The 19,525-nt window shown below is 39.3% G+C and carries 21 protein-coding genes; 17 read left to right on the top strand and 4 right to left on the bottom strand.

The features are described 5' to 3' along the window. On the top strand, window positions 1-183 hold a 183-nt coding region (locus A7Q09_RS10370; RefSeq protein WP_208526653.1), incomplete at its 5' end, for a hypothetical protein. A gap of 14 nt (window positions 184-197) precedes the next feature. Here A7Q09_RS10370 and A7Q09_RS00960 read toward each other — a convergent pair. After that, the gene (locus A7Q09_RS00960) at window positions 198-1,061 is read right to left on the bottom strand and encodes a prephenate dehydratase domain-containing protein (protein ID WP_134389461.1); all 864 of its coding nucleotides are present in this window, start codon (window positions 1,059-1,061) and stop codon (window positions 198-200) included. 113 nt (window positions 1,062-1,174) lie between these two features. On the opposite strand from A7Q09_RS00960, the gene A7Q09_RS00955 reads away from it, so the two are divergent. The 11 genes from A7Q09_RS00955 (at window position 1,175) to A7Q09_RS00905 (ending at window position 12,001) form a co-directional block, all read left to right on the top strand. Beyond that, a complete protein-coding gene (locus tag A7Q09_RS00955) occupies window positions 1,175-2,194 on the top strand; it encodes a bifunctional heptose 7-phosphate kinase/heptose 1-phosphate adenyltransferase (protein ID WP_134389460.1) in 1,020 nt (339 codons plus the stop codon). Then, on the top strand, window positions 2,191-2,730 hold the full coding sequence (locus A7Q09_RS00950) for an HAD-IIIA family hydrolase (RefSeq protein WP_134389459.1): 540 nt from the start codon (window positions 2,191-2,193) through the stop codon (window positions 2,728-2,730). The genes A7Q09_RS00955 and A7Q09_RS00950 overlap by 4 nt, the downstream gene beginning before the upstream one ends. 45 nt (window positions 2,731-2,775) lie before the next feature. Continuing rightward, window positions 2,776-3,507, top strand: coding sequence for a 3-deoxy-manno-octulosonate cytidylyltransferase (kdsB, locus tag A7Q09_RS00945; protein WP_134389462.1), 732 nt, complete (start codon window positions 2,776-2,778; stop codon window positions 3,505-3,507). Beyond that, window positions 3,504-5,117, top strand: coding sequence for a CTP synthase (locus tag A7Q09_RS00940; RefSeq protein ID WP_134389458.1), 1,614 nt, complete (start codon window positions 3,504-3,506; stop codon window positions 5,115-5,117). Before kdsB ends, A7Q09_RS00940 begins: the two co-directional genes overlap by 4 nt. A gap of 27 nt (window positions 5,118-5,144) precedes the next feature. After that, window positions 5,145-5,933, top strand: a complete 789-nt coding sequence (gene kdsA / locus A7Q09_RS00935) for a 3-deoxy-8-phosphooctulonate synthase (protein ID WP_134389457.1) — start codon at window positions 5,145-5,147, stop codon at window positions 5,931-5,933. After that, window positions 5,917-6,447 carry a hypothetical protein gene (locus A7Q09_RS00930; protein ID WP_134389456.1) on the top strand — a complete coding sequence of 177 codons (531 nt, stop codon included), beginning with the start codon at window positions 5,917-5,919 and terminating at the stop codon, window positions 6,445-6,447. Before kdsA ends, A7Q09_RS00930 begins: the two co-directional genes overlap by 17 nt. 13 nt (window positions 6,448-6,460) lie before the next feature. After that, a complete protein-coding gene (locus A7Q09_RS00925) occupies window positions 6,461-6,970 on the top strand; it encodes an LptA/OstA family protein (protein WP_244228435.1) in 510 nt (169 codons plus the stop codon). Window positions 6,971-6,993: 23 nt separating this feature from the next. After that, a complete protein-coding gene (locus A7Q09_RS00920; RefSeq protein WP_134389454.1) occupies window positions 6,994-8,175 on the top strand; it encodes a glycosyltransferase in 1,182 nt (393 codons plus the stop codon). A gap of 88 nt (window positions 8,176-8,263) precedes the next feature. After that, window positions 8,264-9,862, top strand: a complete 1,599-nt coding sequence (locus A7Q09_RS00915; protein ID WP_134389453.1) for a glycoside hydrolase family 1 protein — start codon at window positions 8,264-8,266, stop codon at window positions 9,860-9,862. A gap of 4 nt (window positions 9,863-9,866) precedes the next feature. Then, the gene (locus tag A7Q09_RS00910; protein WP_134389452.1) at window positions 9,867-10,502 is read left to right on the top strand and encodes an MBL fold metallo-hydrolase; all 636 of its coding nucleotides are present in this window, start codon (window positions 9,867-9,869) and stop codon (window positions 10,500-10,502) included. 101 nt (window positions 10,503-10,603) lie between these two features. Next, complete coding sequence (locus A7Q09_RS00905; protein WP_134389451.1) at window positions 10,604-12,001, top strand: aspartate aminotransferase family protein; 1,398 nt, start codon at window positions 10,604-10,606, stop codon at window positions 11,999-12,001. A gap of 59 nt (window positions 12,002-12,060) precedes the next feature. Here the strand turns inward: A7Q09_RS00905 and A7Q09_RS00900 are convergent, their stop codons facing one another. After that, complete coding sequence (locus tag A7Q09_RS00900) at window positions 12,061-12,957, bottom strand: DNA-3-methyladenine glycosylase (protein ID WP_134389450.1); 897 nt, start codon at window positions 12,955-12,957, stop codon at window positions 12,061-12,063. A 72-nt stretch (window positions 12,958-13,029) separates the two neighbouring features. On the opposite strand from A7Q09_RS00900, the gene A7Q09_RS00895 reads away from it, so the two are divergent. The 5 genes from A7Q09_RS00895 (at window position 13,030) to A7Q09_RS00875 (ending at window position 17,844) form a co-directional block, all read left to right on the top strand. Continuing rightward, window positions 13,030-13,968 carry a DnaJ C-terminal domain-containing protein gene (locus tag A7Q09_RS00895; protein WP_134389449.1) on the top strand — a complete coding sequence of 313 codons (939 nt, stop codon included), beginning with the start codon at window positions 13,030-13,032 and terminating at the stop codon, window positions 13,966-13,968. A gap of 6 nt (window positions 13,969-13,974) precedes the next feature. Then, a complete protein-coding gene (locus A7Q09_RS00890; protein ID WP_134389448.1) occupies window positions 13,975-14,283 on the top strand; it encodes a transcriptional regulator in 309 nt (102 codons plus the stop codon). A gap of 108 nt (window positions 14,284-14,391) precedes the next feature. Continuing rightward, window positions 14,392-15,498, top strand: a complete 1,107-nt coding sequence (locus tag A7Q09_RS00885; RefSeq protein WP_134389447.1) for a class I SAM-dependent methyltransferase — start codon at window positions 14,392-14,394, stop codon at window positions 15,496-15,498. Window positions 15,499-15,612: 114 nt separating this feature from the next. Then, a complete protein-coding gene (locus A7Q09_RS00880) occupies window positions 15,613-17,307 on the top strand; it encodes a 4-alpha-glucanotransferase (protein ID WP_134389446.1) in 1,695 nt (564 codons plus the stop codon). Window positions 17,308-17,415: 108 nt separating this feature from the next. Further along, complete coding sequence (locus A7Q09_RS00875) at window positions 17,416-17,844, top strand: hypothetical protein (protein WP_134389445.1); 429 nt, start codon at window positions 17,416-17,418, stop codon at window positions 17,842-17,844. A gap of 14 nt (window positions 17,845-17,858) precedes the next feature. Here A7Q09_RS00875 and A7Q09_RS00870 read toward each other — a convergent pair whose 3' ends face one another. Together A7Q09_RS00870 and A7Q09_RS00865 are read right to left on the bottom strand one after the other, a co-directional pair. After that, window positions 17,859-18,719: a sugar phosphate isomerase/epimerase gene (locus A7Q09_RS00870; protein ID WP_134389444.1), complete on the bottom strand. Its 861-nt coding sequence runs from the start codon at window positions 18,717-18,719 to the stop codon at window positions 17,859-17,861. Continuing rightward, window positions 18,716-19,075, bottom strand: a complete 360-nt coding sequence (locus A7Q09_RS00865; protein ID WP_134389443.1) for a hypothetical protein — start codon at window positions 19,073-19,075, stop codon at window positions 18,716-18,718. Before A7Q09_RS00865 ends, A7Q09_RS00870 begins: the two co-directional genes overlap by 4 nt. Window positions 19,076-19,525: the final 450 nt, after the last annotated feature.

The raw sequence follows: 19,525 nt of genomic DNA, 5'->3' as shown, positions 1-19,525 counted from the left end.
GGAGGTTTGTCCTTTGCCTTGTGTCTGGATAAGGGACACCTGAGCCGTTCTCGCAGGAATGGAGATGGACAGGTAAGTGAGGCCGATGAGAGTGTCAGGGTCTATCAAAACCTCAACACCCTCATCGGAGAGCTTGCCCTGGCTAAATCTGGTCAGTTATCTCCAGGAATCCCCTGCCTTTAGGCATGGGGAGGATGTCAAACATTAAAGGTTTCCCTTATGGGATAAGACCCTAAAGATTTAAGCCAAATGGCATATTTTTCAGCCTTTCGAAGAGCCTTTTCCAAAGGAACCGACTCTTTGCCTGCTTGAACCGATAACAAAAATAGATACGTATTCAATTTTCCAGGAATAGGCCTGGAAACAATCCTTTTGATGTTCAATTTGCCATCCCTGAAAGGTTCTAAAAATGAACACAAACTTCCAGGCTCATCTTTTACTGAAAAAACTATAGTTGTTTCGGCAGTAGATCCTAAATAAGGAAAAGGACTTAAGACAAAAAATTGTGTGAGATTGACATTTCCTTCAAGTACAGGAAACTCAAGGATGTCAAGCTTATAAATTTCTGAAGCTAAACGAGTCGAAAGTGCCGCTGAATAAGGATTTTCAGAAACTATTCTCGCTGCTTCTGAAGTACTAGCTGTCTTTTGTATTTTAGCAAGTGGAAACTTTGTTTTCAGCCATTTCCTGCAATAAAAAAGAGGCGTAGGATGGGAATAGATCTCTTTGATTTCTTGACCTTTTCTCCCAATCAATGCCAATTGGACATTCAACGAAAGCTCTTCTTGAATATAAAGATGAAAATCTTCTTCCAACAGCAAATCAACCGATTCAAGAATCATTCCTCCAGTGGAATTTTCTATTGGAATCAATCCGATCCTTTCTTCTCCATCGTCAAATGTCTTGACAAATTCAATAATATCCTCTATAGAGCCCAGAGAATGGTGTTGCCAATCAGGGAATCTTTTCTTGACTACAAGATGAGAAAAAGTCGCTTCAGGCCCCAAATACCCAACCTTTTTATTCACCTTTTTTCTGTCGTCTATTTGCTCCACTTTCATAGTCTTTTGAAATTTAATTAAGGTTTATTCAAAAAAAAACGGTGTAAAAATATAAGATAAAAAATGATTTTTCATATTCTGGGCTCATTATTATAAATCTTGCATGCTTTATTATGTTTTTTTCTGCTAACGCCATCGACCATTTTTTAGTTCGTTTTTCAAAGTTAAGGGCATTGGTTATTGGAGATCTCATGCTCGATGAATTTGTATGGGGGAAAGTATCCCGCCTTTCTCCTGAGGCTCCTGTCCCAATCGTGGAAGTCCAGAAATGTTCCTATTTTCCTGGAGGTGCAGCTAATGTGGCTCGGAATCTGCTGGAATTTACAAAAGAGGTTTCTGTTTTAGGAGTTGTTGGAGAAGATGAGGCAGGGAAAAAATTGCTTCAATCTTTGGAAAATTTTGGATGCAACCTCTGTGGCATTCAAATCATCCGAAACAGGCAAACGACCCAAAAAACAAGAATTTTCGGTAGGCATCAACAGGTTGTAAGGGTCGACAGGGAAACAAAAGAACCAATCCCTAAGGAAATTACGCAGAATATTCTGCTTTACTTAGAAAAGGAATTGGATTCTAAAGATCTTATTATTATCGAAGATTATGCCAAAGGGTTGCTTGATCAAACGATCATCGATTTTATTTTGCATCATACCAAAGGTAAGGACATCCTTGTTGCTGTGGATCCCCATTCAAATAACCGTCTCAACTGGACAGGAGTGAGTGTTGTTAAGCCAAACAGAAAAGAGGCCATAGCTCTTGCAGGCTTTCCAGATGTTCATGAAGAAGATCTGACAAAGATTACAGAAGCTGCCGCAATACTCCAAAAAAAATGGCACTGTTCTTATCTCCTTGTCACTTTAGGGGAAGAGGGAATGCTTCTGTTGGAGAAGGAAGGAAAACCCAAAACCATATCGGCTGTCTCTCGAGAGGTTTTCGATGTTTCTGGAGCTGGAGATACAGCTATCAGTCTTTTTTCCCTTGCGCTTTCAGCCGGTGCCACTGGATTTGAAGCAGCTCTTATTGCCAATCATGGGGCGGGGGTTGTTGTTGGGAAACTAGGAACCGCCACCTGTACTCCTGCCGAACTCAAACAAAGCATTTTATCATCCCCTCATCCGATCGACTCTAGACTATGAACAAAGCTGTTTTCTTTGATAGAGATGACACACTGATCAAAAATATACCCTATTTAAAAAACGAAAAACTGATAGAAATTCCTCATGGTCTGGATCAACAGCTTTTGAAACTTAAAAAAGCCGGTTTTCTGTTATTCATCGTTTCGAATCAATCGGGTGTTGCCCGAGGACTTTTGACAGCCGGGGACGTTGAAAAGGTCAATCAGAGACTAATAGAAATGGTTGGAGGCAGATTTTTTGAAAAGATCTATCTTTCTTATGAAGGCCCTACACAAGATTTGACTTGGGACAGAAAACCACAACCGACAATGATTTGGAAGGCAGCTAAAGAATATGATATCGATTTTGGCAGATCTTTTTTTGTGGGAGATAGGCTAGCCGATGTACTTTGCGGCAGAAACAGTGGATGCAAAACTATTTTTATAAACCTGGGAAGAAAAAACCTCGATGCGTTTGTAGCCTGTCGGCTTGCGACTTATGTGACTTCTTCTCTTTTTGAAGCCATTGAGGTTATTCTTTCTGTAGAAAATGAGTAACCTCAGCTTTTTTTGAAAGAAGCAACCTCTCATTCTGAATCTTTCATGACAACCATCATTGTTATTCCTGCGCGATGGGGTTCAAGTAGGTTTCCTGGCAAACCATTAGCGATGTTAGGAGGCAAACCACTCATTCAATGGGCTTGGGAAAGGGCTATGGAATGTAAAAAAGCAAAGAAAGTTGTTGTGGCCACTGATGATCAAAGAATTTTTGACGTAGTGAAAGGTTTCGGCGGGGAACCATTGATGACTAAATCGAGCCATCTTTCTGGAACAGATCGAGTAGCTGAAGTAGCCGCTTTGTATCAGGCAGACAGATATGTAAACTTCCAGGGAGACGAACCCTTTCTGCCTGGGAAAGAAATAGACAGGCTTATCGAGGGCATGGGAGTGGCTCCCATTGCCACCCTAGCAAGAAAACTTATGGGGGATTCCGAAAGGAAAAATCCTAATGTTGTAAAAGTTGTTTGCGATGTGGATGGTTTTGCCATTTATTTTAGCAGAGCATCAATACCTTTTCTGAAAAATAAAACGATCAATTATTCTCTACAGGCGCATGTGGGTATATATGCGTTTTCATCATGGGCTTTACAAAAATTTATTTCTCTTCCATATGGAATATTAGAACAAGTGGAATCCTTAGAACAACTCAGGGCAATAGAGAACCGAATTCCTATTCGGGTGATTTCTACTGCCTATCAAACGGTGGCTATAGACACTCCTGAAGACTTGTCGAAGGCCGAACAAATGCTTAAACATAATAAAGGGCGGCTATGAAATATATTTTTGTCACTGGTGGAGTGATTAGTTCTCTGGGTAAAGGCATTACAGCAGCAGCCTTAGGAACTCTATTAGAAAGAAGAGGAGTCAAAATTTCCCTACAGAAACTAGATCCCTACCTCAATGTTGATCCTGGAACGATGAATCCCTATCAGCATGGTGAGGTATATGTTCTTGAAGATGGGGCAGAAACTGATCTAGACCTGGGTCACTACGAAAGATTCACAAACGTCAAACTTTCTAAGCTTAACAATACGACCACAGGACAAATCTACGAAGCGGTCATTCAACAAGAAAGACAGGGAAAATATCTAGGCAAAACCGTTCAAGTCATTCCGCATGTGACCAATGAAATAAAAAACCGAATTATGCGAGTAGCAGAAAGTAGCGGCTGCGACATCTTGATCACTGAAATCGGGGGCACAACCGGAGATATTGAAGGACTTCCCTTTCTTGAGGCTATACGACAAATGGCTTTGGAAGTTGGTTCTGATCATGCTTTGTTCGTCCATGTCACCTATGTGCCTTACATTAAGGCTGCTGGAGAGCTTAAAACAAAACCAACTCAGCAGAGTGTTGCTAAACTTCGAGAAATAGGCATTCAGCCTCATGTTCTCGTTTGCCGGTCTGATCATCCACTGACGGAGGAAGTTAGAGCAAAACTTTCTCTCTACTGTAATGTCTCTATTGAAGGGGTCATCGAAGAGTTAGATGTTCAACATACTATTTATGAAGTTCCTCTAATGCTTCAGAAAGAAAAACTGGATGCTCTTGTCTGCAAGTATTTGAAACTTGATCTGCCCGAAGCCGATTTAACAGATTGGAAAGCTTTTGTCGAAAAAATTATGCATCCTGCGCATAAGCTTTCTATTGCAGTAGTAGGCAAATATATCGGTCATCAGGACGCCTACAAAAGTATCTATGAAGCCTTGACCCATGCGGGGGCATTTCTTTCCTGTGGGGTTGAAGTCAAAAAAGTGGATGCTGAAGAAATCGAAGAAAAAGGAGCCGAAACGCTACTTCAAGGATCAGATGGAATATTGGTTCCTGGAGGCTTTGGCAGTCGAGGCATTGAGGGGAAAATAGAGGCAGCAAAATATGCACGTCTTCATCTCATTCCCTATTTTGGATTATGTCTTGGTATGCAGACCGCTGTTATCGAATTTAGCCGAAATGTTGTTGGACTGACCGATGCCCACAGTACGGAGTTTGAAAGTATGACATCAAACCCTGTGATCTGTTTGCTTGAGGAACAAAAGAAACTTTCTAGCCTTGGTGGCTCCATGCGGCTTGGTAGCTCTCTATGCAAACTCCTTTCCAATACAAAAGCTTATGCAGCTTATGGGCGGGATACTTCTAGAGAACGGCATAGGCATCGCTACGAGTTTAACATGGCCTATAAGTCCCTGCTTGAAAAGTTCGGTTTAAAGATATCTGGTACGACAGAAAACGGAGAGCTGGTAGAACTGATCGAATTAGAAAATCATCCATGGTTTGTCGGCTGTCAATTCCATCCAGAATTTCAATCCAGGCCTAATGCTCCGCATCCATTATTTGTAGCCTTTTTAAAAGCTTCATTGGAACACCGAAAGAAAACCCATTCTTAGAGTAATATTCCTTTTAGAGGAACTGTCATGAACGCAAAAAAAGAGCCTTTTATTGTCATCGCCGGTCCCTGCGTGATCGAATCGATGGAACTTCTTATAGATAGCGCCCTTGAACTAAAAAAAATTACAACTAAATACCAGCTTCCTTTTTATTTTAAGTCTTCCTTTGACAAAGCAAACCGCTCCTCCATTAATTCTTTTCGTGGCCCAGGACTGACAAAAGGCTTAAACATGTTATCACAAATCAAAGAAAAAACGGGCTGTGCCCTTACGACTGATGTGCATCTCCCAGATCAAGTAAAACCGGTAGCTCAGATCGTTGACATCCTTCAAGTACCTGCTTATTTATGCAGGCAAACCGATTTAATCCTGGCTTGCGGAGAAAGCGGAAAAATTGTCAATGTAAAAAAAGGACAATTTTTAGCTCCCGATGACGTTGATCTTATAGCGGAAAAGCTCCAATGGGCAGGCTGCAAAAATTTCTTTTTTACCGAAAGGGGGAGTTGTTTTGGATATCATGATCTTATTGTCGATATGCGAGGGATTGTTCGTATGCGATCTAGAAAACATAAAGTTATCTTTGATGCCACACATTCAGTTCAACGACCTTCAGCACTTGGCAAGCAGACAGGAGGGGAAGAAGCTATGGCTTTCCCTTTAGCCAGAGCTGCTGTGGCTATTGGCATCGACGGGCTTTTTTTTGAAACGCATCCTTATCCAGAAAAAGCCATGTCAGATGCCTCGACAATGATTCCATTGGGCAAAGTGGATCAAATGCTTGCATGCCTTTTAAAAATCCATGAAGCCGTTCCTTAATGTTTTTCTTTTTGTTTTTCTATTTTTCCTCGAGGATCGGCTTTTTGCCGATTCCCCCTCATTGCCTTTAGGGGCAGTGATAAAAAATTTCGTTTTACCTCAGAGAAATACAGAAGGAAAACTACAAGCAACTATACATGGAGAAGAAGCAGTGGCAGTTAGCGTGAATAGAATAGAAATAAGAAAAATGAAAATCGAACTTTTCGATAACGATCGAGTCACTACTACTATTCTTTCTCCTCGATGCGATTTTTGGAAATTGGACAATAGGCTTTCCACAAAGAATGGAGCTGAAATTCAAAGAAAAGATCTAAAGCTTACTTCAAACATCATGGAGTGGGAAATCGACAACAGAAAAGGAATTTTTCGGGAAAATGTCCGTATGGTGCTTTATAAACTACCCCTTGGAAAATCGAATCAAAAAAAAGAGCCTTCTTCTCCTAGCCATGCACCGAGCCCTTCGCTTCGAACTGGAGCCCTCCCTCTTCGTGGAAACCTTGAAACAAAACCATAAATTTTTTAGAGCGATGAAATCCTTTTTATTATTACTCCTCTTTTTCTTTCTCCGATCAACTGTTTTTGGTCAATTTCCAGAAGAAAACCCACCGGAACTCCTTTCCAACCCTGACGCTACAGTCGTCACATCGAATACTTTCCGAATGGATCAAAACAATCATCAAGGATTTTTTAGTGGCAATGTCATCACCATAGCGAACAATTTTAAAATGCGATCTAACGAAATGACCGTTTTCTTTGATGAAAGCGGTTCTGAAATCAAAAGACTTATTGCCAAAGGAGATGCAGTGCTTATTCAAGAAAAAAGGACTGCCAAAGCTTCTCAAATGGAATATATTGTTCCAGAAGATAAGTTAATATTAACGGGCAATCCCGAAGTGATTGAAGAAAATAAAGATCATGTGACAGGCAATGTGATTACAATATTTCGAAATACCAATCAGATGTTTGTGGATGGACACAGCCGCGTGATACTTCTAAGAAATAATAATCCACCGCAAGAGCAACAACAGAAAAAATAGTTTCTTTTTAATCCCAAAGATAAGTGAAAAATTTAGAATCAATAAGAGTTTTAATCCTATCAACAAGTGCCGGTACCGGGCACGTCCGTGCTGCGGAAGCATTGGAAAAGGCCTTTCTTGAAGATCCAAGAGTAGGACAGGTGATTTGCGTAGATGCTTTAAAATTTACCAACAAAATTTTCAGAGACTTTTATTCGAAACTTTATATCCAACTAGTTGAAAGAGCCCCCTCTTTTCTCGGTTGGTGGTATCGAACAACCGATGAGCCTTGGAAAACCGACAAAATGAGACTCATGCTCGATCGATTAAATACCAAACCTCTTATCGATTTTATTTCTGGGTACCGGCCTCAAGTGACCGTTTGTACTCATTTTTTGCCTGCAGAGATCATTTCCTATTTAATTTCTCAAAAAAAAATAGATTGTCGGCTTTCGATCGTTGTGACGGATTTTCATTGCCATGCGATGTGGCTTTGCCGAGTTTTTCATAGGTATTTTGTTGCCAATGAAGAAAGCAAAATCCATCTGATTAATCTTGGCATTCCCAAGGAAAGAATCATTTTCAGTGGTATTCCTATTGATCCCATATTTAAGCCTTCTCCAAGCAAGATTGAGCCGAAAAAAAGCCTTGGCTTTGATCCGGAGCTTCCTATAATTTTGATATCAGCTGGAGCCCTTGGAGTGAGTCCTGCAGAGGCCATCCTCGAATCTTTAGAAACGTTGCAACTGCCAATACAGATTGTTGTCGTCTGCGGCAAAAACCCGCAAATGGAAGAAAAGATCCGCATAAAAGCCTCAAAGCTTTCCAATCATACGATTAGAATCTATGGTTTTACGGAATCGATGCACAAATTGATGGATGCGGCAGATCTTTTCATTGGCAAGCCAGGAGGATTAACTGCTTCCGAAGCTATGGCCATGGGTTTGCCAATGATCATTATTTCTCCCATACCCGGCCAAGAAGAATTTAATAGCGATTATCTTTTAGAAAAAGGAGTTGCCATAAAATGTAATGAATTTACAACATTAGCCTATAAAGTAAGTTATCTTCTTTCCCATCCCCAAAAATTGCAACAAATGAGAAAAAATGCTTTTAAACACAGTACCCCTAAGGCGGCATACAAGATTGTCAAAATTTTGTTGGAAGACGAGCTTAATCCCCCTGAGCCAGTCTGCTTGTCACCGGGACAAAAAGAACACGCATGAGCCTTTTCCATTTATTCGACCGATTAAAAACCGAACGTTTTAATTTATTTTATTGAAAAATTCTTTGGTCAATACAAAGGAGATCGTTATGGTTACGAGACCCGTTGCCTCCAAACACCTCTACAGAGAAAATGAAAAAAATTTATCCTTTGAATGGCCTCATCATGAATTTTTGTGGGGCGTGGCTACATCCCCCTACCAACATGAAGGAGGAATGAATGGGAAAGGCGAGCCGCTGAATAATTGGGTATGGGCGGAACGGGATAATCAGGTCGAACCTTCTGGGAAAAGTTGTAATTTTTGGAACCTGGCTGAAGAGGATTTAAAAAGAGCAAAAGACCTGGGTCTTAATGCCTTTAGGCTTGGAATAAGTTGGAGTCGGATACAACCAATCTATGATTTACCTCATCCTGAGAATTCTTCCTTTTTAGAGCCCCCTCCCTTTGATCCAACTGTTCTGGCTAGATACTCTGAAATCCTAGCCTATTGTAGAGCTCTTGGATTGGAACCAGTGGTTACCCTCCATCATTTTACCCATCCTGCGTGGTTAGGACTGGATGCATGGATTCATCGATCCACTATTGATCATTACTTAAAGTATGTGGCGTATACTATAAAATACCTGTTGGAACATCTGCCGAAAGATTTTCATTGTGAGCCTCCCAGGTTTTTCCTTACTGTCAACGAGCCTAATATGCTCGCAACCTGCCACTATCTCTACGGGTATTTTCCTTCCGGATCAAACCGGGGAATTCATGCAGCCACCACCTGTTTAATCCATCTCCTTGAGGCCCATTCCAGAGCTTATTTTCTGATTCACTCTCTCTATAAGTCCTATGGCTTAAAACCCTATGTCAGTTTCAACAACTATTCCAGTAACCTCTATTGGCTGGATTTAGCCTGGTTAGATCTTCTGCACGCTAACTATTTTGGTATCAAAAAACAAAAACTCTTCTCTTATCTTTGGGATAGAGCTAGACAGCTAGATTCAGCCTTCGATAAAGCACGATTTAGCTCTATTTCTCTTGCTCGAAAAGCCTTAGGTTTTCTTCTCAAAAAAGCGCAACATTTTCTCGCTTATGCCTGTTCGTTCGAAAGTGCTTGGAGAGAACTCCTCGAAGTCATTTATGCTTCCAAACAAAGGCCCTTTGATTTTATCGCATTTGACTACTATGATCCTTTCGTCGAACATGCCTTGCGATGGCCAAGATGGAATGACGAATTACCAAAACGCAATAAAACTTTTCATGAATGGATGATGGAAGCATTTACAAGCAAATGGTGGGATTGGAGAATGCTTCCTGAAGGATTGGCCTTTGTTACGCATCAACTTACCCATTACCAGTTACCTTTATTGATTTCTGAAAATGGGCTAGCTTACCGCTATACTCCTTCAGGGATGATGGAAAAAAGAAGAGATTCTGTATTAAGAAGTCACTATATTCGAGCACACGTCCGCATCGTAAACAAACTTCGAAAAGAAGGAGCACCGCTTTTTGGCTATCTTTATTGGTCTTTGGTTGACAACTACGAATGGGGCTCTTTTTCACCCCGATTCGGCTTGTATTCTGTAGATTTCCAAAACGGACTCTATAGGAAAGAAATTGATGTTTTTGGAGAAAATTCGGCAAAAATTTATGCTGAAGAGGTTCAACAGGCCAAGCTAAACAAGATCAGTTGGAAATAATATTATGAAAGAACCAATTATTTATACTGGAGGAGAACTCCAAACCAATGCCTATCTCCTCTCTGGAAAGCATGGGTATATTTGTATTGATGCCCCGCAGGGCATCACTTCATTTCTTCAGCAGAAGAAAATTGAAGTAGATAGTCTTCTTCTTACCCATGGACATTTCGATCACATATGGGAAGCTCGTTTAATCGAAAAAACTTTTCACTGCACTGTCTATGTTCATCCTTCCGATTATAATTTAGTCCAAAATTCCGGAGGGATTGCCTATATGGGGATAAAAGGAGCCATAGCCCCTCCAGAAGAAATCATTGCTTTACCTGTCCTTGCAGGCGGCAGCGTGCATTGGGGATGCAATGGCGTAGAATTTATCCTTTTTCATATTCCAGGACATAGTCCAGGGAGTGTTGCTTTTTATGTCCCAAGGTTGCATGCTGTCTTTTGTGGGGATATTCTTTTTGCTGGCTCTATAGGGAGAACAGATCTTCCAAATGGAAATTTTTCTGCCCTTATAGAAGGAATTAAAAATTATCTTTTTTCTTTGCCTCCTCAAACCATAGTCTATCCTGGGCATGGTCCGTCAACAACCATTCAGAAAGAAAAAGAAACAAATCCTTTTTTCAAATCGAAAGATTAAAAATTCCTTTCCTGTTTATTAGATAGAATAAAAAATTGTCTTTTTATTCTAACCAACAAGCATTATTAGAAAAAATAAGATTTTAAAACAGGGAAAAGCTGATGGATATTAAAAAAATTATAGAATCTCGAATGGGTGAAAATTATTCACTTCATTATCAATATATCAATAGAACTTTAGTTCAGGTTCAAAGGATCATTGGGTTTGATAAAGTTTATACAAGAGCACAGGGTGCTTATCTTTTTGATAAAGAAGGCAACAGATATCTGGATTTTCTTGGAGGATTTGGCGTTTTTGCTGTTGGCAGAAACAATCCGAAAGTAAAAAAAGTGATCGAAGAGGTCCTCGATTTGGATTTGCCGAACATGGTCCAGATGGATTCAGCGCTCTTGAGTGGTCTCCTTGCTGAAGCCCTTGTAAAACGATTTGAGGCCTGTGGAGCCCCTCATCTGAATGCCATCTTTATATGTAATAGTGGGACAGAAGCTATAGAAGGGGCTATAAAATTTGCTAGGGCTGCAACAAGGCGGCCACGAATCCTTTCTCTTACCAACTCTTTTCATGGATTAAGTATGGGTTCTCTATCCGTCTCAGCTAATCCCTATTTTCATGAAGGATTCGGTCCTTTTTTACCCGGTTGTGAACATGTCGCTATGGGAGATTTAAAAGGTCTAGAACATGAGCTAAAAAAGGGAGATGTGGCTGCTTTTCTTTTCGAACCTGTCCAAGGAAAAGGAATTTATTTTCCAAGAGATAATTACTTTGAGGAAGCTCAAAAATTATGTAGAAAATATGGCACTTTGCTGATTAGTGATGAAGTTCAAACAGGCTTAGGGAGAACGGGAAAATGGTTTGGATTTGAACATTGGAACCTTGAGCCAGACATTGTGACTCTTGCAAAAGCTTTAAGTGGTGGCTATGTACCTTGTGGAGCTATAGCTACCCGAAGAGAAATCTATCAAAGAGTCTTTAATCGACTCGATAGATGTATCGTTCATTCCTCAACTTTTGGGAGGAATAATCTCGCCTGTGCTTGTGGGCTTGCTACCCTATCTATACTAGAGGAAAACAACTTAATTGAGAACTCCAAAAACTGCGGAGAAAAGATTGAAACGGCTTTGATTGGTCTCCAAAAAAAATATGATTGGATTAAAGAAGTACGGGTTAAAGGGCTTATGATTGCTATTGAATTTGGTGAACCCAAATCCATCACTGGAAAAATGGCATGGAAGACCATTCATTCAATGGACAAAGGGCTTTTCCCTCAATTAATTGTTTCTACTCTCATGGCTGAACATAAAATATTAAGTCAAGTCGCAGCAAACAATCTGGACATTGTCAAATGCCTTCCTCCCTTGATCATTGGAGATGAAGAAATCAATTATTTTATCACTTCCTTGGAAGCAGTTCTTGAAGAATTAAAAAAATTCCCTGGGCCTTTGTGGAACTTAGGAACCAACTTCCTCAAAGCGATGAGATCACAAAAAACAGTTGGTTAGCATACCAAACAGGTTTTTCGAACCTCTTAAGAAAAAATTAGCCTCTTTTGTTAACTCTTTTATTGATATTCCCAAAGCCCCCCTTTTTTCCAGAAAACGGAGCGGGACCAATAAAAAAGATACTGTTGGGCGTATCCTGCAAAATGACCAAAATAGCTAGAAGAAAAGCTCAGAAGCTCCTTTTTCGATATTTTTCTTTTTTCAAGAAGATTGAAATAAAAGGTTTGCAATACTCTTTCTATCCATCTATCAATAGGAAAGACTTCCATTCTAGCATATCCAAAAAGCAGAACACAATCAGCTATTTTCCTCCCAATTCCTGGTAGTTCCAAAAGGGTTTGTCGAATAGTGTCTGTTGAGGCAGTTGCTAGAATTGATAAAAATTTTTTATTCTCTTTTGCAAAAATGGAAGCCACTTTCCATACATAATCGGATCGAAATCCAAGTTTACATTGTTCTAAATGAGAAGGTCCTTTGTTCAAGATATCTTCAGGGGAAGGAAAAGAAAAAAATCCTGGCCAGAGTTCTTCTCCATAAAATCGCCTTAACAATTGGGTGATTTTACGAATTTGAATGATAGGCTTAGCTGACGAACAAAGAAAGCTAAGAATGGTTTCCCAAGGATCCTGTTTTAAAATCCTCAGTTTTTGACAAAAAAGCCTTGCTTGTTCTAAGATATAATCCTCAGAAGGAAAACTGTTAAAAACTTTTTCAAGATCGAATGTTATTTGAAAATATTCTTGGAATCCATCTAACGATCCTAAGGGACTATAAATGTATAACTGATCGCTTGCTGGAAAAATTGCATAAGGGATTGACCCAGCTTGTCCAATCCATCCCCCCTTCTCCAATCTTTTCCAAGAGAAAGTCTGCCCACAGCCTAAAGTGGCATCCAGGTTCAGACAATCACTGGATATCCTCCCAATAAAGGGCCAATCATTGATGATTTGATCCATTTGACATTAAAGTTTAATATTTTAATGCCCTGTTAAAAACTAACTGACCATATTATTTTTGAAATCCCATTTATGAAGTTTAAAAATTATTACGAAACATTAGGAGTCGACAAAAACGCAACTCAAGATGAGATCCGAGCTGCTTTTAGGCGCCTAGCCAGAATTTATCATCCAGACGTCGCTAAAGACAAAAATGAGGCTGAGGAGAAATTTAAAGAAATAAACGAAGCTTATGAGGTCCTTAGCGATCCAGAAAAAAGGAAAAAATATGATCAGATGTTCCTTTCTTGGGATAGAACCCAAGAAGAGTTTGTTCCTCCTTTCTGGTCATCTTCTAAAGGTTGGGAACACCAAGGAGAGTTTGGACCAAGTTTTGGAGGCACTGGGTTTAGCGATTTTTTTGAAATGTTTTTTTCTGAACCGGGTGGATTGTTTTCAAATTTGTTCCATAAAAATGGAGAAACATCTCTTAGGAAGCAAAAAGGCAGAGATTTAACGGCTGAAATCTTGGTCGGTCTTGACGAAGTGCTCCACGGATCTGTACGACAAATTACTGTTAGTCGTCCCACGGATGGTGGGAGCCGTAAAGATACCTATCAAATAACTATTCCTGTTGGCATCGAGGAAGGACAAAGGATCCGCCTAGCTGGACTTGGAGAACCTTCGCCCTATGGCAAAGCCGGAGATCTCTTTTTAAAAGTTAAATATGCAAAACATCCTTTTTTTAGGGTTGAAGGCAAAGATCTTTATTATGATCTAGAAATTCCACCATGGGATGCCGCATTAGGCTCAACGGTCCAGATTCCAACACTAGAAGGCAAAGTCAATTTAAAAATACCAGCGGGTTGCAAATCTGGAACCAAACTTCGATTAAAAGGACTGGGCCTCCCTTATTTGGATGGGAAGAAAAGAGGGGATCTTTACGCTGTTATATCTATAAACGTACCCCAAGCAGTCAACAATGAAGAAAAGAAACTTTGGGAACAACTGAGAAAAAAGAAACAATTGTAAGAGAATATGAACCCTAAAGAAAAGACAAACGACCAAAATCTTCTCTCCCTTTCCATTCTTGGAACGGGTGAAGGAAAATTAAGACTTTATTCTCTTGAAGCCTTGTCCAAGGAAACAGGCATAGATTTAGAAATTGTTTCTTTGTATCTACACCTTGGTTTAATTACTCCTTGGGAAACTGTGCATGATAAGCTTTATTTTAACGATGATGCAGTGTTTTTACTTAAGCAGTTTGAAAGATTAAGACTTGAACATAGGATGGGATTTAAAGCTTTACGCAGTTTTTATAGAATGTTCAAGACCCTACAAAAATAAGCTCATTGGAATCATGTTCTCTTTCTTTCTTTTTTCATGAAAACTGCAAAAAAAAGCCAGTCGTTCTTTCTTTCTGAAATCTTCTCCATAATAAAGGAAAAAGGCCCTATGCCCTTTGATGAATATATGGCTTTGCATTTAAGTCATCCGCGATTGGGTTATTATGTCCATGGAACCAAAAAGCGCATAGGGAAAAATGGAGATTTTTTTACAAGTGTTTCTGTTGGATCTCTTTTCGGGGAATTTCTCGCAATGCAGTGCACAGAAATTTGGAAGCAGTTAGGGAAAAGAGATTCCCTTTGGATTATAGAAGCCGGAGCGGGGGGTGGAGAATTGGCTTGTGACATCGTGGATTGGTTAAAAAAAAACGAATCGGAATTATCAAAAAAATTGTCTTATCTTTTTCTAGAGCCTTTTTCTTATAACCAAATTCAACAGCAACAAGAGATTAATCAGCGAATCGGCACTACTGACCGTTTCTTTTGGATTACTGAATGGGAAGAACTTCCCAAGCTTTCTGATTTCACTATCCTCATCGCCAATGAATTTTTAGACTGCCTGCCGGTAAAACGAATACGTTTTCAAAAGGGAAAGTGGATGGAGAGCCATGTCGGAATTAATCACGAAAATAAACTTTGCTTTATCGATCAGCCAGTGAAGGAAAATAGTCCGTTAGCATGGATGATTGACAACTTAGGCATTCCAAAAATAGAAGGGTACACAACAGAAATTCCTCTAGCAGCAATGGAATGGATTAAAAAAGCTAGTGCTAAAACCTCCTCTTCCCTATTTTTCATCATTGATTATGGTTTAACCAAAGAAGAATATTTTGCACCCTGGCGTGCCAACGGCACCCTCCGCTGTTATAAAAACCATAAAATTTTTTTAGATCCTTTACTTTTTCCTGCCGATTGCGACATTACAACGCATCTAAACTTTAGCTTAATCTCAAAAACCGCAGAAGACAGTGGATTCCAATCTATTGGATGGCTTGACCAACATCATTTTTTCATGGGATTATTGGAGAAATTGTACGCAACAGATCCCTTCTTCCTTGTTAAAAATCCAAAAAGAGAAAGCTGGATAAGAAAGTTTTTTATGCTTTCTCACCCTCATTTCATGGGAGAAAATTTTAAATTCCTTCTCCTTGTTAAAAACCTCCCCCAATCTCTTTGTTTATCTGGTCTCAAATTTTGTCGTTTCAAAAGACCCTAAAAGAGGAGTTGAATTTTTTTGTTTCTATTCAAAAAGAATTGTATTCTAACACAATTAAATTGAAGGCAATTTTATCTTTTTTCTTTCGCTCTTACAAACTTTTTTGCTTTTTCTATGCAACCAATCAATATAGATGAAAAACGGGTGGGACTTCTTGTCCCGGTCTTTTCATTAAGGAGAGAAAACGATTTGGGAATTGGGGATACCAAAGCGGTGATTTCCACAATCGATTTTTGTAAGCAGATGCATATAAACTACTTACAAATCCTTCCAATAAATGAGACTAGCGAAGACCATAGCCCCTACAATGCGCTAAGTTCCGTTGCTTACGATCCCATGTTCGTTACTATGAAGCCCGATTTTATTCCTGGACTTAGTTCAGAAGATTTAAAATTTTCGAATTTAGAAAAAGAAAGGCTTGAAGGTCAATTGATTGACTACAAGACCGTAAAATCGATCAAGAAAAAACTTTTAGAAAAAGCCTTTTATAGGTTCATTGCTTCCTCTCAGCTCGCCAAGAAAAAGGAGTTTATCCTTTTTTGTAAAAATAACCACGATTGGCTTTCTACGTATACTCTTTTTAGGTTTCTTGTGGACGAAAATACAGGAAATACACATTGGAACACTTGGCCAGAGGAAATAAAAACTTATGAAAACGCAATCGAATGGCTTAAAAGACAAAAAGATCAAAAGTGGATTTTAGAAAAACGCCGTTTTTATTCCTTTATTCAATGGATTGCTCAGACGCAATGGAAACAAGTAAGAGAATATGCTGATTCCAAAAACATAAAACTGATTGGAGATATTCCCTATGGCATTAACAGATACAGTTCCGATGTTTGGGCTAGTCAGGAACTTTTCGATTGTCAATGGAGTTGTGGTGCCCCGCCAGAATCTTTTTTTCAAGGAGATGAGTTTGTAAAGAAATGGGGGCAAAACTGGGGCTTTCCTTTATATCGATGGGAAAAGCATGAAGCCGAATCTTTTCGTTGGTGGAAAAGAAGAATCCTCCAAACAACAAAAATTTTCCATGCTTTTCGGCTTGATCATGTTCTTGGATTTTTTCGAGTCTATGCTTTTCCTTGGTTCCCTGAGCAAAATAATGAATTTCTTCCGCTCTCTACCGAAGAAGTAAAATTAAAAACTGGAGGAAAACTTCCACGATTTTTCCCTGGTCCTGATGAACCGGATGCGTCTGCCCTTGTGAATGAAAATCAAGGGAAAAAAATATTGAGTATGATCCTCGAAACTGCAAAAAAGGAAATAGTCATTGCTGAAGATCTTGGTTTAGTCCCTCGATACGTTAGACCTCTTTTAGAAAAGATGGGGATTCCGGGTTTTACTATTCCGATGTTCGAAAGGCTTGCTGACCATTCCTTTAAGCCCATAACACACTATCCGGCACTATCGGTCGCCACTTATGCTACCCACGATCATCCTCCTTTGAGGCTTCAATATAATCACCTCTGTCATAGAGCCGCTCAAGATCCTAATAGCGAAGAGAGCTTAGAGCTAGAGAGAATTGCTGATTTTCTCGGATGGAATATTTCCGAGCTTCCCAACCATTTTGACTCACGACTCCATCTCAGATTTATTGAAACTCTTTTACAGTCTCCTTGTTGGCTTGTCGTTTTTACTATTAGTGATCTTTTAGGAATAGATCTTCAATTCAATCATCCTGGTTCACGACCTGAAGACAATTGGAAAGATAGATTAGAAAAACCCATAATGGATTATCTCGAAGAACCTGAATTTGGTAATCAGCTAAAAAAAATCAAACAACTTATAGATCAAACAAAAAGATCATAAATTTTCTTATGGGCAACCGATAGAAACTAACCCCATCAAAAAAGAAACTCTTCTTCAATTTTTTACTTTTTAAAAATATTCCATTATACAATACTTTTAAGAGTTAAAATGAAGTCTGGTACTATCAAAAAACAAATCCTTTCCTTGGGACTGGCATTGCTTCTGCCTATGTTCATCTTTGGGGGATGTGATCAAGCCGTTTATCTCTGGCAGTATGGCTCTATAACAGGTCCAGGGAAAAAGAATGCGCGTGCTGCCTTTGAACAAGACCTTTTCAATCCAGAAAATAGCAAAAAACTAAATATAGTCGGCCACCAAATCGTTGTGAATTACGTAGACATGCCTTCAATTAATCCATGGACCTCCCAAGAAGAAGCAGAAGTTCATGTGACCATCCAAGTCAAATTTAAAAATGGTAGAATTTTTCAACAAACCTATGATGGAACAATAATCCATACCCACGGAAAAGAATGGCACGTAAGTCCCATGTTAGTAAAAGCAATTGATACGCAGCTTTCCGCTGTAAATCGATCATAAAAGAGAAAAAGGTCTTAAAGATTCTTTTCTCTATTCCCCTTTATTTTTTCAAGACTCTGAAGCCTTGCTTTTTGCAATAAAGCTTCAGGATTATTTTTAAAAGATAATCCATTAATTTCTAGAAGAAAATCCCCTCTAAATTTTTCTTCTTCCAAAGCCTCAATAAAGTTTTGCCAATTGATTATTCCATCTCCAGGGACAAGATGGTCATCATGCTGGCCTAAAGTATCCTGAATATGCAAAGAGACCACTCTTTTAGCGATTTTTTTATATTGTATATCAATGTCTGCCTGATGGTTTAATAAAACATGGCCTGTATCGAAACAAATTCCCACATCTTCTGGAAAATAGGAAACAAGATGAAAAAGAAAGTCTAAATTCGATCCAAGGAATTGAGGCAATAAAGTTTCTAAAGCTAAAATTATTCCTAATTTATGGGTATATTGATAAATGATTCCAATATTTTTTCTCATCAATTCAAGTCTCTTATTTTCCTCTGTTAATTCAGAAAACTGATTTTTTTCAACCCCAGAAGGATGGACCACAAGGATTTCTCCGCCAATTTCCTTTAATGCCTTAGCCGCCGCTACAGTTATATTTATAGATTGTTCTTGGATAGAAGGATCTGGATGAGAAAGGTCAAAGGAAGGATAAAAGGGACTGTGCAAACTAATCGCCTTTAAATTAAAAGCTGCAAGTTGAGTTTTTAGCTCCTCAAGCTCTTTGAGATTGTGAACATCAAAATGGATATATTGTAATTGAGAATCTGGAGAAGACCAAATTTCAACGACTTCGAATTTTTCTTTAGCAATTAAAGGTAAAACTTCAAAAATCGGCCGGTCGCAAAAGACACTTGTTGAAATACCCAGTCTCATACATCTTTTTTGGCTGCCGTGATTTTATGGTGGCTCATCTTACTGGAGGCCTTAAAAAGGCAATAGAAATCGTAGGCATAGTCAAAGGCTTGCTTGCGGTGAAGGAAGATATCCATCGCAAGAGCCTGTCTTTCTTTCTCTCCGGTTGTCTCAATGCCGTAACGCTGGACAGCCTTGACCAAGATATTCATCATCTTTTCGCAGATGGCGTTGATGTGGGTCAAGTCCTCAAGGATACTGCTTTTTAAGTCTTCGTCCTCAATAGTATCAAGAAACTTGTTGACGGAGTCGTAGTCGAAAGTATTGAGAGAAAAAGAGGCGTCGTGGCATCGATTAATAGCTGTCAAATTATTCATCCCAATTTCATCATAGAGCGCTTTTTTTATTTATACCCTACTTTGGAAATATAGTCCAACGCTTCTTTTTCATTATTCTCAATGGCAATCTCTACTGTTCTTTTTGCTAACTCTAATAATTCGTTTGCCTTCCTTCTTGCTTTGTGGCTGAATGAGAGAGGGATTCTTTGCAGGGGTGAGATGGAAAGAATTGGAATTTTTAATTTCTTTACTTACTCTAGTTTCCAGTGAATGATCACAGAACCGCCTCCATCTTTTGCCTGTGTTTTTCCAACAAGAGAGTTTATGCATAAAGCAAGATACTCTTTATTTATTTCGTTCCCGTTGATTTTTGACATCCTCCCCATGCCTAAAGGCAGGGGATTCCTGGAGATAACTGACCAGATTTAGCCAGGGCAAGCTCTCCGATGAGGGTGTTGAGGTTTTGATAGACCCTGACACTCTCATCGG

Origin of the sequence: Methylacidiphilum sp. Yel (assembly GCF_004421185.1) — a bacterium.
Taxonomy (GTDB): domain Bacteria; phylum Verrucomicrobiota; class Verrucomicrobiia; order Methylacidiphilales; family Methylacidiphilaceae; genus Methylacidiphilum.
The sequence above is the reverse complement of the archived record's forward strand: the minus strand, read 5'-3'. Positions and strand labels throughout refer to the sequence as shown.

Excerpts from the sequence above, each read along its gene's own strand:
- A7Q09_RS00960 (WP_134389461.1), bottom strand. The coding sequence starts at position 1,061 with ATGAAAGTGGAGCAAATAGACGACAGAAAAAAGGTGAATAAAAAGGTT.
- A7Q09_RS00955 (WP_134389460.1), top strand. The coding sequence starts at position 1,175 with ATGTTTTTTTCTGCTAACGCCATCGACCATTTTTTAGTTCGTTTTTCA.
- A7Q09_RS00950 (WP_134389459.1), top strand. The coding sequence starts at position 2,191 with ATGAACAAAGCTGTTTTCTTTGATAGAGATGACACACTGATCAAAAAT.
- kdsB (WP_134389462.1), top strand. The coding sequence starts at position 2,776 with ATGACAACCATCATTGTTATTCCTGCGCGATGGGGTTCAAGTAGGTTT.
- A7Q09_RS00940 (WP_134389458.1), top strand. The coding sequence starts at position 3,504 with ATGAAATATATTTTTGTCACTGGTGGAGTGATTAGTTCTCTGGGTAAA.
- kdsA (WP_134389457.1), top strand. The coding sequence starts at position 5,145 with ATGAACGCAAAAAAAGAGCCTTTTATTGTCATCGCCGGTCCCTGCGTG.
- A7Q09_RS00930 (WP_134389456.1), top strand. The coding sequence starts at position 5,917 with ATGAAGCCGTTCCTTAATGTTTTTCTTTTTGTTTTTCTATTTTTCCTC.
- A7Q09_RS00925 (WP_244228435.1), top strand. The coding sequence starts at position 6,461 with ATGAAATCCTTTTTATTATTACTCCTCTTTTTCTTTCTCCGATCAACT.
- A7Q09_RS00915 (WP_134389453.1), top strand. The coding sequence starts at position 8,264 with ATGGTTACGAGACCCGTTGCCTCCAAACACCTCTACAGAGAAAATGAA.
- A7Q09_RS00910 (WP_134389452.1), top strand. The coding sequence starts at position 9,867 with ATGAAAGAACCAATTATTTATACTGGAGGAGAACTCCAAACCAATGCC.
- A7Q09_RS00905 (WP_134389451.1), top strand. The coding sequence starts at position 10,604 with ATGGATATTAAAAAAATTATAGAATCTCGAATGGGTGAAAATTATTCA.
- A7Q09_RS00900 (WP_134389450.1), bottom strand. The coding sequence starts at position 12,957 with ATGGATCAAATCATCAATGATTGGCCCTTTATTGGGAGGATATCCAGT.
- A7Q09_RS00895 (WP_134389449.1), top strand. The coding sequence starts at position 13,030 with ATGAAGTTTAAAAATTATTACGAAACATTAGGAGTCGACAAAAACGCA.
- A7Q09_RS00890 (WP_134389448.1), top strand. The coding sequence starts at position 13,975 with ATGAACCCTAAAGAAAAGACAAACGACCAAAATCTTCTCTCCCTTTCC.
- A7Q09_RS00885 (WP_134389447.1), top strand. The coding sequence starts at position 14,392 with ATGCCCTTTGATGAATATATGGCTTTGCATTTAAGTCATCCGCGATTG.
- A7Q09_RS00880 (WP_134389446.1), top strand. The coding sequence starts at position 15,613 with ATGCAACCAATCAATATAGATGAAAAACGGGTGGGACTTCTTGTCCCG.
- A7Q09_RS00875 (WP_134389445.1), top strand. The coding sequence starts at position 17,416 with ATGAAGTCTGGTACTATCAAAAAACAAATCCTTTCCTTGGGACTGGCA.
- A7Q09_RS00870 (WP_134389444.1), bottom strand. The coding sequence starts at position 18,719 with ATGAGACTGGGTATTTCAACAAGTGTCTTTTGCGACCGGCCGATTTTT.
- A7Q09_RS00865 (WP_134389443.1), bottom strand. The coding sequence starts at position 19,075 with ATGAATAATTTGACAGCTATTAATCGATGCCACGACGCCTCTTTTTCT.